Annotated in this window: 9 protein-coding genes, 2 tRNA genes and 4 rRNA genes; 4 read left to right on the top strand and 11 right to left on the bottom strand. The window is 38.8% G+C overall.

Annotated elements, in window-relative coordinates:
- Positions 1-120: 120 nt before the first annotated feature.
- From thyA to gmhB, 11 genes are all read right to left on the bottom strand, one after another.
- Complete coding sequence (thyA, locus tag FPB0191_RS00625; RefSeq protein WP_039103272.1) at positions 121-915, bottom strand: thymidylate synthase; 795 nt, start codon at positions 913-915, stop codon at positions 121-123.
- Positions 916-962: 47 nt separating this feature from the next.
- Positions 963-1829, bottom strand: a complete 867-nt coding sequence (gene lgt / locus FPB0191_RS00620) for a prolipoprotein diacylglyceryl transferase (RefSeq protein ID WP_039103270.1) — start codon at positions 1827-1829, stop codon at positions 963-965.
- Positions 1826-2425: an RNA pyrophosphohydrolase gene (rppH, locus tag FPB0191_RS00615; RefSeq protein ID WP_039103268.1), complete on the bottom strand. Its 600-nt coding sequence runs from the start codon at positions 2423-2425 to the stop codon at positions 1826-1828. Before rppH ends, lgt begins: the two co-directional genes overlap by 4 nt.
- Before the next feature lie 169 nt (positions 2426-2594).
- Positions 2595-2710, bottom strand: a 5S ribosomal RNA gene (gene rrf / locus FPB0191_RS00610).
- 224 nt (positions 2711-2934) lie between these two features.
- Positions 2935-3050 (bottom strand): 5S ribosomal RNA (gene rrf / locus FPB0191_RS00605).
- 67 nt (positions 3051-3117) lie between these two features.
- Positions 3118-6018, bottom strand: a 23S ribosomal RNA gene (locus tag FPB0191_RS00600).
- Positions 6019-6458: 440 nt separating this feature from the next.
- Positions 6459-7658: a pyridoxal phosphate-dependent aminotransferase gene (locus tag FPB0191_RS00595; RefSeq protein ID WP_039103266.1), complete on the bottom strand. Its 1200-nt coding sequence runs from the start codon at positions 7656-7658 to the stop codon at positions 6459-6461.
- Between the two features lie 310 nt (positions 7659-7968).
- Positions 7969-8044 (bottom strand) — tRNA-Ala (locus tag FPB0191_RS00590).
- A 90-nt stretch (positions 8045-8134) separates the two neighbouring features.
- Positions 8135-8211: transfer RNA gene (locus FPB0191_RS00585), tRNA-Ile, on the bottom strand.
- Between the two features lie 58 nt (positions 8212-8269).
- Positions 8270-9803 (bottom strand): 16S ribosomal RNA (locus FPB0191_RS00580).
- A gap of 519 nt (positions 9804-10322) precedes the next feature.
- The gene (gene gmhB / locus FPB0191_RS00575) at positions 10323-10859 is read right to left on the bottom strand and encodes a D-glycero-beta-D-manno-heptose 1,7-bisphosphate 7-phosphatase (protein ID WP_039103265.1); all 537 of its coding nucleotides are present in this window, start codon (positions 10857-10859) and stop codon (positions 10323-10325) included.
- Between the two features lie 119 nt (positions 10860-10978).
- Between gmhB and metN the strand changes: the two genes are divergently transcribed.
- The 4 genes from metN (at position 10979) to tsaA (ending at position 14479) form a co-directional block, all read left to right on the top strand.
- Positions 10979-12010, top strand: a complete 1032-nt coding sequence (gene metN / locus FPB0191_RS00570; protein ID WP_039103264.1) for a methionine ABC transporter ATP-binding protein MetN — start codon at positions 10979-10981, stop codon at positions 12008-12010.
- A gap of 112 nt (positions 12011-12122) precedes the next feature.
- Positions 12123-12782, top strand: a complete 660-nt coding sequence (locus tag FPB0191_RS00565) for a methionine ABC transporter permease (protein ID WP_039106378.1) — start codon at positions 12123-12125, stop codon at positions 12780-12782.
- Positions 12783-12801: 19 nt separating this feature from the next.
- On the top strand, positions 12802-13683 hold the full coding sequence (locus tag FPB0191_RS00560; protein ID WP_039103263.1) for a MetQ/NlpA family lipoprotein: 882 nt from the start codon (positions 12802-12804) through the stop codon (positions 13681-13683).
- A gap of 109 nt (positions 13684-13792) precedes the next feature.
- On the top strand, positions 13793-14479 hold the full coding sequence (gene tsaA, locus FPB0191_RS00555) for a tRNA (N6-threonylcarbamoyladenosine(37)-N6)-methyltransferase TrmO (protein ID WP_039103261.1): 687 nt from the start codon (positions 13793-13795) through the stop codon (positions 14477-14479).
- Positions 14480-14532 lie beyond the last annotated feature (53 nt).

Here is a 14532-nt window from a genome sequence, read left to right as displayed (position 1 = left end):
AGTGGGATTGATTACACAATAATACCGGAGTACTATTAAACGTTTAAAATTATTACATAAAGATAACTAAAATAGTCGATACTATATAATATGGAGTAATCCACATTATATAGTTCAGATTTATACGGCTACTGGTGCTTTAATGGCTGGGTGAGGATCATAACCCTCTATTTCAAAATCTTCAAATTCATAATCAAAAATAGTAGGTGGTTTTCTTTTAATTACTAATTTAGGTAGTTGTTTTGGTTGTCGACTTAATTGCAAATGAGCCTGTTCCAAATGATTTGAATAAAGATGAGTATCACCACCAGTCCAAATAAAATCACCTACTTGTAAATTACATTGTTGAGCTATCATGTGCACCAATAACGAATAACTCGCAATATTAAATGGTAAACCTAAGAAAACATCACAAGAACGTTGATAAAGCTGACAAGATAATTTTCCATTAGCTACATAAAATTGGAAAAAGGCATGACATGGCGCTAGTGCCATTTTATCTAGCTCACCCACATTCCATGCCGAAACAATAATTCGTCGAGAGTCTGGGTCTTTTTTGATTTGCTCTATAACTTGACTAATTTGATCAATTTGCCGTCCATCTGCTGCATCCCATGAACGCCATTGCTTACCATAAACAGGGCCTAAATTACCATTTTCATCAGCCCATTCATCCCAAATTGTAACTTTATTATCTTTTAAATATTGAATATTTGTATCGCCTTTCAAAAACCAAAGTAATTCATGGATAATTGAACGCAAATGGCACTTTTTAGTCGTTACCAAAGGGAAACCTTCTTGTAAATTAAAACGCATTTGATAACCAAAAATTGACAATGTTCCAGTACCTGTGCGATCTGCTTTTGACGTACCTTCATCTAGAATTTTCTGCATAAGCGTTAAATATTGTTTCATTTTTAATCCTATAAATACATTTTAAAACGGGTAATACAATTTAAAGTTTAATATTTTAAACCATCTGTGGACTTATACGCAAAATAGAGAAATATCGCACCCAAAATAATCATTGGTAAACATAAAATTTGCCCCATACTTATTGCATTAAAAAATAAGCCAAGTTGTTCATCTGGTTGTCTGAAAAACTCTATAATAAAACGGAAGATACCGTATAACAGTAAGAATAATCCTGACACGCTACCGATTGGTCGCGTTTTACGAATAAATAAATTCAATAAAATAAATAATACAATACCTTCAAAAACCATTTCATAAAGTTGAGAAGGATGGCGAGGTAATAAATAGTCGCACTTTACGAAGAGCTCATACCATTGTGGGTGAGTGTTTACATAAGCAAGGTCAGCGGAACTGGAAGTTGGAAACAACATACCAATATGAGATGTCGTCACGCGTCCCCACAGTTCACCGTTAATAAAATTACCTAAACGACCAAACATTAAACCTATTGGAATAAGGGGAGCAACAAAATCTGAAACTTCAAAAAAGCGTTTATGATTTTTATAAGCAAAAATACCTATCACAACTAAAGCACCAATTAATCCTCCATGAAATGACATTCCACCTTCCCATACACGGAAAAGAACTGAAGGATCTGCGATAAACATTTTAAAATTATAAAAAAGTATATAACCTAGACGACCACCTATAAACAAGCCTAAAAAGCCCCAAAATAATAAATTTTCTACTTGTTGCTTGGTCCAACCGCTGTTGGGTTGTTTTATTCTCTTATTTGCTAGCAGCCATGCACCTAGAACACCAAACAAATACATCGCTCCATACCAATGCAACGACAATGGACCAATTGAGAATATAATCGGATCAAAATTAGGAAAGGATAAGTAATGTGTCATTTTTTTGTGAACTTCTTGTTTTTACGTTTATGAGCAAAAAAACTAAAGCGTTTCTTACGCCCTGATTGATTAAGTTTAGGTGTTTCATTTCTGTTTTCAGAAAGTAACTCCTGTTCATTTTGTATTGAGAACACCGTTGAAGAAAACTCCTTCATTGCTTTACGATAAACATCACGTTTAAAAGCGATAACTTGCCGTACAGGATACCAATAACTGACCCAACGCCAATCATCAAATTCCGGTGTTAATGTCAATTCAAGATTAATTGAAGAAATATCAGATACTAATTCCAACAAAAACCATTTTTGTTTTTGACCTATACAAATAGGTTCATTTTCCCAACGTATCATACGTTTTGGTAATTTATATCTTAACCATCCACTTGTTACTGCTAAAATTTTCACATCATTAGAAGATAAACCTACTTCTTCTTTCAATTCCCTAAACATAGCTTGTTCAGGTGTTTCATTATTATTAATTCCGCCCTGAGGAAACTGCCAAGAATTTTGCCCAAAACGACGCGCCCACAATACCTGACCATGTCGATTGCAAATAATAATTCCTACATTTGGACGGTAGCCATCATGATCAATCACCGACTACCTCAAGATATACTTTTACTTAGATAAGATTGTTACATATTACACAATTAAGGTAAACCTTAGATACAGAAAAAATAGAATATTGAAAGACATAGTAGGCAATTTGCTATAAAAAAGAGCAAAATGATTACGTAGTTATGAAAGGAGATATATTAAATTGATAGTCTGGCGGTGACCTACTCTCACATGGGGTAACCCCCACACTACCATCGGCTTCACAGCGTTTCACTTCTGAGTTCGGCATGGTTCAGGTGGGACCACTGCAACATCGCCGCCAGACATAATTCGGTAAATGGTATTTAGCTTAATTTATAAGACTAAAATTAAGATTCTGATTGCTGATTAGTTCATCACAGCCATTAGCCCCTGCAACTAATAACTTCATCATCACTAATCATTCTCTCTACAAACAATAACAATAATAATAGTAATAACAGCAATATGACAGCAGTATAACAGCAATAAAAAAACCCCATCCTTGCGGACGAGGTCTGTATTTTATAGTCTGGCGGTGACCTACTCTCACATGGGGTAACCCCCACACTACCATCGGCTCCACGGCGTTTCACTTCTGAGTTCGGCATGGGTCAGGTGGGACCACCGCAACATCGCCGCCAGACATATCCTGTCTAACTTCTCTAACTCTTCAGAACAAGCTCTTCTTTCCAAAAACAACTCCGAGTTGTAAGGTTAAGACTCTCGGCTCATTAGTATCAGTTAGCTCAATGTATCACTACACTTACACACCTGACCTATCATCGTCCTAGTCTCGAACGGACCTTACTGAATCTCTTCAGGGAAAACTCATCTCAAGGCTAGTTTCGTGCTTAGATGCTTTCAGCACTTATCTATTCCGCACGTAGCTACCGGGCAATGCAATCGGCATCACAACCCGAACACCAGCGGTGCGTTCACTTCGGTCCTCTCGTACTAGAAGCAAACCCTCTCAATTTTCCTACGCCCATGGCAGATAGGGACCGAACTGTCTCACGACGTTCTAAACCCAGCTCGCGTACCACTTTAAACGGCGAACAGCCGTACCCTTGGGACCTACTTCAGCCCCAGGATGTGATGAGCCGACATCGAGGTGCCAAACACCGCCGTCGATATGAACTCTTGGGCGGTATCAGCCTGTTATCCCCGGAGTACCTTTTATCCGTTGAGCGATGGCCCTTCCATTCAGAACCACCGGATCACTATGACCTACTTTCGTACCTGCTCGAGCCGTCACTCTCGCAGTCAAGCTAGCTTTTGCCATTGCACTAACCTCCTGATGTCCGACCAGGATTAGCTAACCTTCGTGCTCCTCCGTTACTCTTTGGGAGGAGACCGCCCCAGTCAAACTACCCACCAGACAGTGTCCCTTGCCTCGATTCAGAAGCATAGGTTAGAACATCAAACATTAAAGGGTGGTATTTCAAGGTCGACTCCATGCATACTGGCGTACACATTTCTCAGTCTCCCACCTATCCTACACATTAAGGCTCAATGTTCACTGTCAAGCTATAGTAAAGGTTCACGGGGTCTTTCCGTCTTGCCACGGGTACACCGCATCTTCACGGCAATTTCAATTTCACTGAGTCTCGGGTGGAGACAGCCTGGCCATCATTACGCCATTCGTGCAGGTCGGAACTTACCCGACAAGGAATTTCGCTACCTTAGGACCGTTATAGTTACGGCCGCCGTTTACTGGGGCTTCGATCAAGAGCTTCTGCTTGCGCATAACCCCATCAATTAACCTTCCAGCACCGGGCAGGCGTCACACCGTATACGTCCACTTTCGTGTTTGCACAGTGCTGTGTTTTTATTAAACAGTTGCAGCCAGCTGGTATCTTCGACTGATTTCACCTACATCCGCATGGGATTTCAATTACCATCAGCGTGCCTTCTCCCGAAGTTACGGCACCATTTTGCCTAGTTCCTTCACCCGAGTTCTCTCAAGCGCCTTAGTATTCTCTACCTGACCACCTGTGTCGGTTTCGGGTACGATTACATATAACCTGATGCTTAGAGGTTTTTCCTGGAAGCATGGCATCAATTACTCCGCCACCTTAGTGACTCGTCATCACGCCTCAGGGTTTCAGTGACCGGATTTGCCTAATCACACCCCTACACGCTTAACCCATTATCCAATATATGGTAAACCTAGCCTTCTCCGTCACCCCATCGCAGTTATATCTAGTACGGGAATATTAACCCGTTTCCCATCAGCTACGCATCTCTGCCTCGCCTTAGGGGTCGACTCACCCTGCCCCGATTAACGTTGGACAGGAACCCTTGGTCTTCCGGCGAGCGGGCTTTTCACCCGCTTTATCGTTACTTATGTCAGCATTCGCACTTCTGATACCTCCAGCACCCCTCTCAGGATACCTTCACAGGCTTACAGAACGCTCCCCTACCCAATATGCTTTCGCATACTGCCGCAGCTTCGGTGCATAGTTTTAGCCCCGTTACATCTTCCGCGCAGGCCGACTCGACTAGTGAGCTATTACGCTTTCTTTAAATGGTGGCTGCTTCTAAGCCAACATCCTAGCTGTCTAAGCCTTCCCACTTCGTTTCCCACTTAACTATGACTTGGGGACCTTAGCTGGCGGTCTGGGTTGTTTCCCTCTTCACGACGAACGTTAGCACCCGCCGTGTGTCTCCCATGCTCAAACTTGTCAGTATTCGGAGTTTGCATCGGGTTGGTAAGCCGGGATGGCCCCCTAGCCGAAACAGTGCTCTACCCCCAACAGTTATACATGAGGCGCTACCTAAATAGCTTTCGGGGAGAACCAGCTATCTCCCGGTTTGATTGGCCTTTCACCCCCAGCCACAGGTCATCCGCTAATTTTTCAACATTAGTCGGTTCGGTCCTCCAGTTAGTGTTAACCAACCTTCAACCTGCCCATGGCTAGATCACCGGGTTTCGGGTCTATACCCTGCAACTTAACGCACAGTTAATACTCGGTTTCCCTTCGGCTCCCCTATTCGGTTAACCTCGCTACAGAATATAAGTCGCTGACCCATTATACAAAAGGTACGCAGTCACTATTACCCAATGGTAACAGCTCCCACTGATTGTACGTACACGGTTTCAGGTTCTATTTCACTCCCCTCGCCGGGGTTCTTTTCGCCTTTCCCTCACGGTACTGGTTCACTATCGGTCAATCAGGAGTATTTAGCCTTGGAGGATGGTCCCCCCATCTTCAGACAGGATATCACGTGTCCCGCCCTACTCTTCAAGCTTTCACATATCTAGTCTTCGTGTACGGGACTATCACCCTCTATCGTCTAACTTTCCAGATAATTCCACTAACTCTATATGCTTCCCACTTTGGGCTCCTCCCGGTTCGCTCGCCGCTACTTCGGGAATCTCGGTTGATTTCTTTTCCTCGGGGTACTTAGATGTTTCAGTTCTCCCGGTTCGCCTCATATGACTATGTATTCATCATATGATAATGCAGTTACCTGCATTGGGTTTCCCCATTCGGACATCGACGGCTATTACGCTCTTTATCAGCTTACCGTCGCTTTTCGCAGATTAACACGTCCTTCATCGCCTCTGATTGCCTAGGCATCCACCGTGTACGCTTAATTTCTTAACCTTACAACTCACAGTTGTCTCTGGTTTTCTTTTACGCTTTCTTCTCTTATCATATCTTCACCACATAAATTCATTCATGCAATTTCAATATCATTCGAGAACTCGTTTCTTTCAGCTTGTTCCTACTTGTTAAAGAGCATTATTAGTTAGCACACACAATATGTACTCACCAATAAACAGTAAGTAAGTTATTTCTTTATTAACTCAACATCTTACTACTTAATCACCTCGTTGTCGAAGTGGGCGCTATATTAGTACACTTTATTTAATAACACAACACTAAATTTAAAAAAAATTCAAAATAATGTGCGTTTGTTTTTATTTTATTCTATATCTGAATATAACAGCTACAAAAATAGAAAAAACACTATTATTTTGTTTCCCTGAAGCTTGGAAGCTGACTTATGGTATACAAATAATAGTGTATTTTAATCTATAAAATTAAATTAAATTTTGCTCTCGCAGTTGTGTAAGTATTTTTGTGGTATATAGCATTTCACCTGGAGTTCCTAATGATATACGACACCATCGTTCTGCAGGAGGAAATGCTCGCCCTACTAATATATAGTTATCTTTTAATAGTTGTTGATATTTAGTTAAATCAGTAGGAATCTTATGAAAAATAAAATTCGTCTGTGAAGATAAATAATCAAAGCCTAGTTCCTTCAATGTTTTTTGCATTATTTGACGAGATGTATCATTTACTTTTTTAGAATAATTCAAATAAGCTTTATCTTCCATTGAAGCCAGAGCAGCACATACGCCACAATAATTTAATTTTTCGCCCGCTACATATTGTGCAATATGGGTTATATTTTTAGGATGAGCAAGAACATAACCTACTCGTAACCCTGCCATAGCATGAATTTTCGAAAAGGTTTTAAGTAAAATGACATTTTCATAGCCTTGTTCAATAAAACTATCGACAGATTGATATGTCGGTTCATTGACAAATTCAGCATATGCTTCATCAATAATAAACATTGTGTTTTTAGGTTTACTACGAATCCAAGCAAACATTTTTTTTGTATCGGTTATAGTTGAAGTTGGATTATTTGGATTAACAAGATAAACAATTGAATTTCCATTATATTTTTCAACTTGTTTTTTTAGTCCATCAATATCAATTGTCCAATCTTTCAAAGATGGTACTTTCTTAACTGATAATTTCGCAATCTTAGCAAAATATTCGCCATCACCATATGTAAGATCGCTAATTACAAATTGTGTATTTTCTTTTGCAAATGCCATTATTGAACTACGTATACCCTCTGATGAACCAGCTGTTAATAAAACATATTGTGTTGATAAACCATGTGATGTAGCTATGGATTGACTTAACAATGGCATTTCATGTTTTGCATAACGATTAGCTTTACTTACAGCAGAAATAGCAGCTTGTTTTGCATTGGGTGACATACCTAATGCATTTTCATTAAAATTCAATCGAACAGGATTTTCTAAACTTGGTGTTATTGTTTCATCTATTGCAGGTAAAGCATCAATAGATGGCGAAACAAGTTGCTTAGCATAGCTTTTAGTCAAAACAGAACTTAGCGAGATTCCACCAATTGCAATACCTGAATAAGTTAGAAAATTTCGACGAGATAATATAACTTTATCATTAGATTCAGACATCATTTTAAGATCCTTTGTTTAATAGTAATATAAAAATGGCTTAAAACAATTTTTACTGTTGCAAAAAGGATACCAACCATAACAAAGGAAACTAAAAAAATAATGGAAATTTAGTAATATACTAGCTGTTACTTTTTTTATAAAAATTCTAATGATAATATTCTTATATTAGATCAGTGCGAAATTGCACTAAAAACAAACAATAATGAACTAAATTATAGCATTATAATAACGATGTGAGATTATGATGTAGTAATTTTGCATTGGATTTTTTAGGGAGGATAAATAAAAAGTAAACAGAAAGAATAAATAATGGTGGAGCTAAGCGGGATCGAACCGCTGGCCTCCTGCGTGCAAGGCAGGCGCTCTCCCAGCTGAGCTATAGCCCCATCTATCTTCACTTCATCACTTCTACCAATTCGATTCGACACCAACTTCGCAGGAATACAAACCTCTTCTCAGCAGAGCTTTTCTCAAATTGGTGGGTCTGAGTGGACTTGAACCACCGACCTCACCCTTATCAGGGGTGCGCTCTAACCACCTGAGCTACAGACCCAATAAAGTGCTTCTCTCTTCATAACAAACAATCTGTGTGAACACTGCTAGGCGCTTCGTAAGGAGGTGATCCAACCGCAGGTTCCCCTACGGTTACCTTGTTACGACTTCACCCCAGTCATGAATCACACCGTGGTAAACGCCCCCCTTGCGGTTAAGCTATCTACTTCTGGTGCAACCCACTCCCATGGTGTGACGGGCGGTGTGTACAAGGCCCGGGAACGTATTCACCGTGACATTCTGATTCACGATTACTAGCGATTCCGACTTCATGGAGTCGAGTTGCAGACTCCAATCCGGACTTAGACGTACTTTAGGAGGTCCGCTCCAGCTCGCACCTTCGCTTCCCTTTGTATACGCCATTGTAGCACGTGTGTAGCCCTGGTCGTAAGGGCCATGATGACTTGACGTCGTCCCCACCTTCCTCCGTTTTATCAACGGCAGTCTCCTTTGAGTTCCCGACCTAATCGCTGGCAACAAAGGATAAGGGTTGCGCTCGTTGCGGGACTTAACCCAACATTTCACAACACGAGCTGACGACAGCCATGCAGCACCTGTCTCACAGTTCCCGAAGGCACTCCCTCATCTCTGAAAGATTCTGTGGATGTCAAGACCAGGTAAGGTTCTTCGCGTTGCATCGAATTAAACCACATGCTCCACCGCTTGTGCGGGCCCCCGTCAATTCATTTGAGTTTTAACCTTGCGGCCGTACTCCCCAGGCGGTCGATTTATCGCGTTAGCTTCGGAGCCCATCACTCTAGGCAACAAACTCCAAATCGACATCGTTTACAGCGTGGACTACCAGGGTATCTAATCCTGTTTGCTCCCCACGCTTTCGCATCTCAGCGTCAGTATCTGTCCAGAAGGCCGCCTTCGCCACCGGTATTCCTCCACATCTCTACGCATTTCACCGCTACACGTGGAATTCTACCTCCCTCTACAGTACTCCAGATCACCAGTTTTAAATGCTATTCTCAGGTTGAGCCCGAGGCTTTCACACCTAACTTAATCATCCGCCTACATGCCCTTTACGCCCAGTCATTCCGATTAACGCTCGCACCCTCCGTATTACCGCGGCTGCTGGCACGGAGTTAGCCGGTGCTTCTTCTGTAACTAACGTCAATTATATGTGCTTATCCCACACATAACTTCCTCATCACCGAAAGTACTTTACAACCCTAAGGCCTTCTTCATACACGCGGCATGGCTGCATCAGGGTTTCCCCCATTGTGCAATATTCCCCACTGCTGCCTCCCGTAGGAGTCTGGACCGTGTCTCAGTTCCAGTGTGGCTGGTCATCCTCTCAGACCAGCTAGAGATCGTCGCCTTGGTGAGCCTTTACCCCACCAACTAGCTAATCTCATATGGGTTCATCAAATGGCAAGTGCCCGAAAGCACCCTTTGGTCTCGCGACATTATTCGGTATTAGCAGTCGTTTCCAACTGTTGTCCCAATCCATTCGGCAGATCCCCATACATTACTCACCCGTCCGCCACTCGTCATCAAGTGCAAGCACTCATGTTACCGTTCGACTTGCATGTGTTAAGCCTGCCGCCAGCGTTCAATCTGAGCCATGATCAAACTCTTCAATTTAAAGTTTGATGCTCAATAACTGTCTCTGACATATTCAAATGAATCTTCAGTGTCACTTATTAAGACTTGATTTCTTTTAAGTCCGTAGACTTTAATTCTTTGTCCTAACAGTGCCCACACAGATTGTCTGTTATTTACTTTTTAAAGAGCTGACAGTTTTTTCCGTTTCGGCTTACTGTCTCAAGGGTTGCGTATGTTACGCTTACCTAACTTTATTGTCAAGTCACTTTTGACTTTATTTTTAACTTTATTCTAAGTTAAAAACTTCTTTAATTTTTAAATCAACCTAAGATAATAAATTCATTTTAGATGTATTATCGTTGGTTAGTGAGTCGAGATTATAAGAGTAAAAATAAATCGCGCAAGTAAATATTGCTAAATATATCGCTGTTCGTTCTTTTTTTATCCAAAGTGAACTAAATTTTAGCAAATTAATATCCCACTTTAAAAATCATCATTGTATTTACTTATCTTTATTGCCATTTTTTAATCTGACTTTTACTAACTTTTTATCATCAATTAAGATTCATTACGAATCTTTTGTGGTAAATCAGCTAAACTATCAATAATCCAATCAGCTTGTGCTTCCGCTTCTGGTGTAATTTTATCACCGGTTCTAACTAATACCGTCTTTTTCACCCCTGCATTTTTACCTGATAATAAATCAGATACTCTATCACCGACCATATATGAATTAGCAAGATCTATATTTAGATCTTTTTGCGCAGTTAAGATCATACCTGGTTTTGGTTTTCGGCAATCGCAATGAGTATTTAAAGGATCATGTGGACAATAATACACACCATCAATTTCAACACCACGGTCAATCAAACACCAGTCCATCCATTGCGTAAGTGTATCAAATTGTTCTTGAGAGAAAATTTTTCTAGCTATGCCAGATTGATTCGTCGTTATAACCAGCAAAAAACCCATTTTTTTTAATTCGACTAAAGCATCAATAACTCCATCTATAAAATGGAAATTATCAATTTGATGTACGTAATTATAGTCGATATTGATTGTACCATCACGATCCAGAAAAATAGCAGGCTTCATTCAGCATTACTCATTGTAGAAAATTACTTTAAATAAGTGCGCTAGCATAATAGTTATTGACTTAGATGTCTAGACGTCTTAACATTTTGTAATAAATTTTAATTATTTAGAATCCTTTTATGATCAAACTTGAAAATATTTCTAAGACGTTTATGCATAATAAACAGCCAATATATGCATTAAAAGATATTAATTTGCATGTACCTGCTGGACAAATATTTGGCGTCATCGGAAAGTCTGGTGCAGGAAAAAGTACCTTAATTCGGTGTGTTAACTTATTAGAAAAGCCAACTAGTGGAAAGGTTATTATTGATAATCAATATATAACGGAGTTATCAAATAGCCAGCTTATTCATATACGCAGAAAAATAGGTATGATTTTTCAGCATTTTAATTTATTGTCATCTAGAACAGTATTCGAAAATATTGCCTTACCCTTAGAATTTGATAACGTTCAAAAGAAGACAATTAAAAGTAAAGTTAATGAACTGCTTAAACTGGTAGGATTAGAAGATAAAGCCAATGTTTACCCATCCAATCTTTCAGGTGGGCAAAAGCAACGTGTAGCCATAGCTCGCGCATTAGCTAATGATCCAAAAGTTTTGTTATGTGATGAAGCAACCAGTGCTTTAGATCCAGAAACAACACGTTCTATTTTAGAATTACTCAAAAATATCAATAAAAAGTTAGGATTAACGATTTTATTGATAACTCATGAAATGGATGTAGTAAAACAAATATGTGATCAGGTAGCGGTAATTAGCCAAGGTGAACTAGTTGAACAATCAACTGTTGGTGAAATGTTTTCTCATCCTAAGAGTGATGTTGCAAAACAGTTTATACAATCAACCCTTCATTTACATATCCCAGAAGATTATTTACAAAAATTATCAACCACTTATCAAGACAATTTACATCCATTATTGCGCCTTGAATTTACTGGTTTATCTGTCGATGCACCTTTTTTATCACAAGCGGCTAAAGAATTTAACATTGACAACAATATTATCAGCGCACAAATGGATTATGCAGGAGGAATTAAATTCGGCATTATGCTTACAGAAATAATTGGTAATCCAGTAGATACAAAAAATGCTATCAAATTCTTACAAGATAATAATATTACTGTAGAGGTGCTTGGTTATGTTTGATTTTATACCCTCATTTAAACCATTTGAAACATTAATGCGCCATCTTTCAGGTTACGATTTCTGGGCAAGCTTTGTTAACTTTTGTTCACAATTTAATGGTTTTAACCAAAATATGATTTTTAAAATAGCCCAAGAAACCGACAATACTATTTATATGACTGTATTATCTGGATTATGGGGAACCATAATTGGTTTACCACTTGGTATTTTATTATATACCACGCGTAAAAATCAGATTTTAGATTGTTCTATCGCTTCAGGATTATTGTCTTTTTTTACTAATTTATTACGTTCAATTCCGTTTATTATATTATTGTTCTGGATTATCCCTTTCACGACCTTTGTTATGTTAATTATGACTGGACAAGGTATATTTTTAGGTCGACAAGCTGCATTAGTCCCATTAAGTATTGGTGTCGCGCCATTGATTGCTCGGATGATAGAAAATGCTTTATTAGAGGTACCTAAAGGATTAGTTGAAGCAGCAAGATCTATGGGAGCAACACCACTACAAATAATTCGTAAAGTGCTACTTCCAGAAGCAATGCCTGTGATCGTCAATAGCTTAACCATCACTTTAATAACGTTGAATGGTTATGTTGCTATGGTAGGAGCCATTGGTTCTGGTGGATTAGGTGAATTAGCTCGATACTATGGTCTATATAGTTATAAACCTGCTGTTATGAACACTGTACTCATCATATTGATTCTAATTGTTTTTACAATACAATTTATAGGCAATGCTATCGTTAAACGTGTCACACACCACTAATATTTAAAAGGAATAGATTATGATTTTAAAAAAACTTGCTATTTTTGCAACATTTGCTAGTAGCATATTTTTGACTGCATGTGATAACAACAAAGCTCCCCAAGAAGCTACAAAACCTGAGGTATTGAAAGTTGGAGTTGTTTCTGGTCCCGATCAAGAAGTTGCTGAAGCGGCGAAAGAACAAGCAAAGAAATTATATAATTTAGATGTAGAACTGGTTATTTTTAACGATTATGTAATCCCTAATCAAGCATTAGATAGTGGGCAAATTGATATTAATGACTTTCAACATAAACCTTTCTTAGATCAACAAATTGAAGAAAGAGGCTATAAACTTGTTTCAGTTGGTAAAACTTTTGTTCACCCGATTGCAGCTTATACACATAAACTAAAACCAATAACCGATTCGACAAGTAATGAAGAAGGTAAAATTGTGACTTCACCACGTGGTGAATCCTATTTAATCAAACCTAATTCAACAGTTGCTATACCTAATGATCCAACTAATTTAGGTCGTGCTTTATTACTACTGCAAAAACAAGGATTAATTACCGTTAATCCTGAAAAAGGGTTATTTCCAACTGTAATTGATATTACTGATAATCCTTATCATCTGAATATTCTTGAAATAGAAGCGCCTATGCTACCGCGTTCGTTGGATGATGCTCAAGTAGACTTTGCCATCATCAATAATGCATTTGCAGGTCAAATAAATCTGACCGCTAATAAAGACGGTATCTTTGTTGAAGACAAAGATTCACCATATGTGAATATTATCGTTGCTCGCGAAGACAACAAAAACGATCCAAATATCCAAAAATATATTGATGCACGTCATAGTGATGCTGCAGTACAAAAGGCGAATGAAGTATTTAAAGGTAGTGCCGTTAAAGGTTGGTAATAATTACCAACTTATTTAAGATGTATGGAATTTAAAAGGATTAGATAACCTCTAATCCTATATTTGTTGCATAATTTTAATCATATTATATTTCTCTAAATAACCATCTATGATCTCGCTTAAAACAATTGGTATTTTACATTCACCATATAAAGAAAAATTTGGTGTCCCAAGACAACCTAATCTCGTTCCTTTGGCAAAAGGTGAACTTCATTTAAATCCCCCTTTTAATCACCCCAATTGTATCAGGGGATTAGAGAAATTCTCCCATTTATGGTTACTTTTCATCTTTTCTGGTACCGCGAAACAAGGATGGCATAACACTGTCAGACCCCCAAGATTGGGAGGAAACGAAAGAGTGGGCGTTTTTGCTAGTCGCTCTACTTTTCGACCTAATCCAATAGGGCTCTCGGCGGTTGAACTCCATGATATTGTGATCAGTAAGGAACAGATTATTCTAAAATTAGGTAGTGTCGATCTGATAGATCAAACTCCCATCATCGATATTAAACCCTATATTCCATATAGTGATAGTTATCCTAATGCTCAAGCCAGTTATGCACTGAATAAACCTGATAGCTCACTGTATGTGGATTTTGCCCCACAAGTTGAACAATTTCTCTTTGACAAACCTGAATTACGAGAACTGATAATTCAAATTATAAGTCAAGATCCAAGACCTGCATATAAAAAGGGGAAATCCGAACCCCAGACGTTTGGTATCAAGTTATATCACTATAATATCCGTTGGCAAGTTATCAATCTTCAAGCCATAGTTATAGATATACAAGAATAATGAAGATATAGAATTAATTAATCATTGTTAAAAAAACATAAACAAGATAAGTT

The organism is Frischella perrara, from assembly GCF_000807275.1.
GTDB classification, from domain to species: domain Bacteria; phylum Pseudomonadota; class Gammaproteobacteria; order Enterobacterales; family Orbaceae; genus Frischella; species Frischella perrara.
The sequence above is the reverse complement of the archived record's forward strand: the minus strand, read 5'-3'. Positions and strand labels throughout refer to the sequence as shown.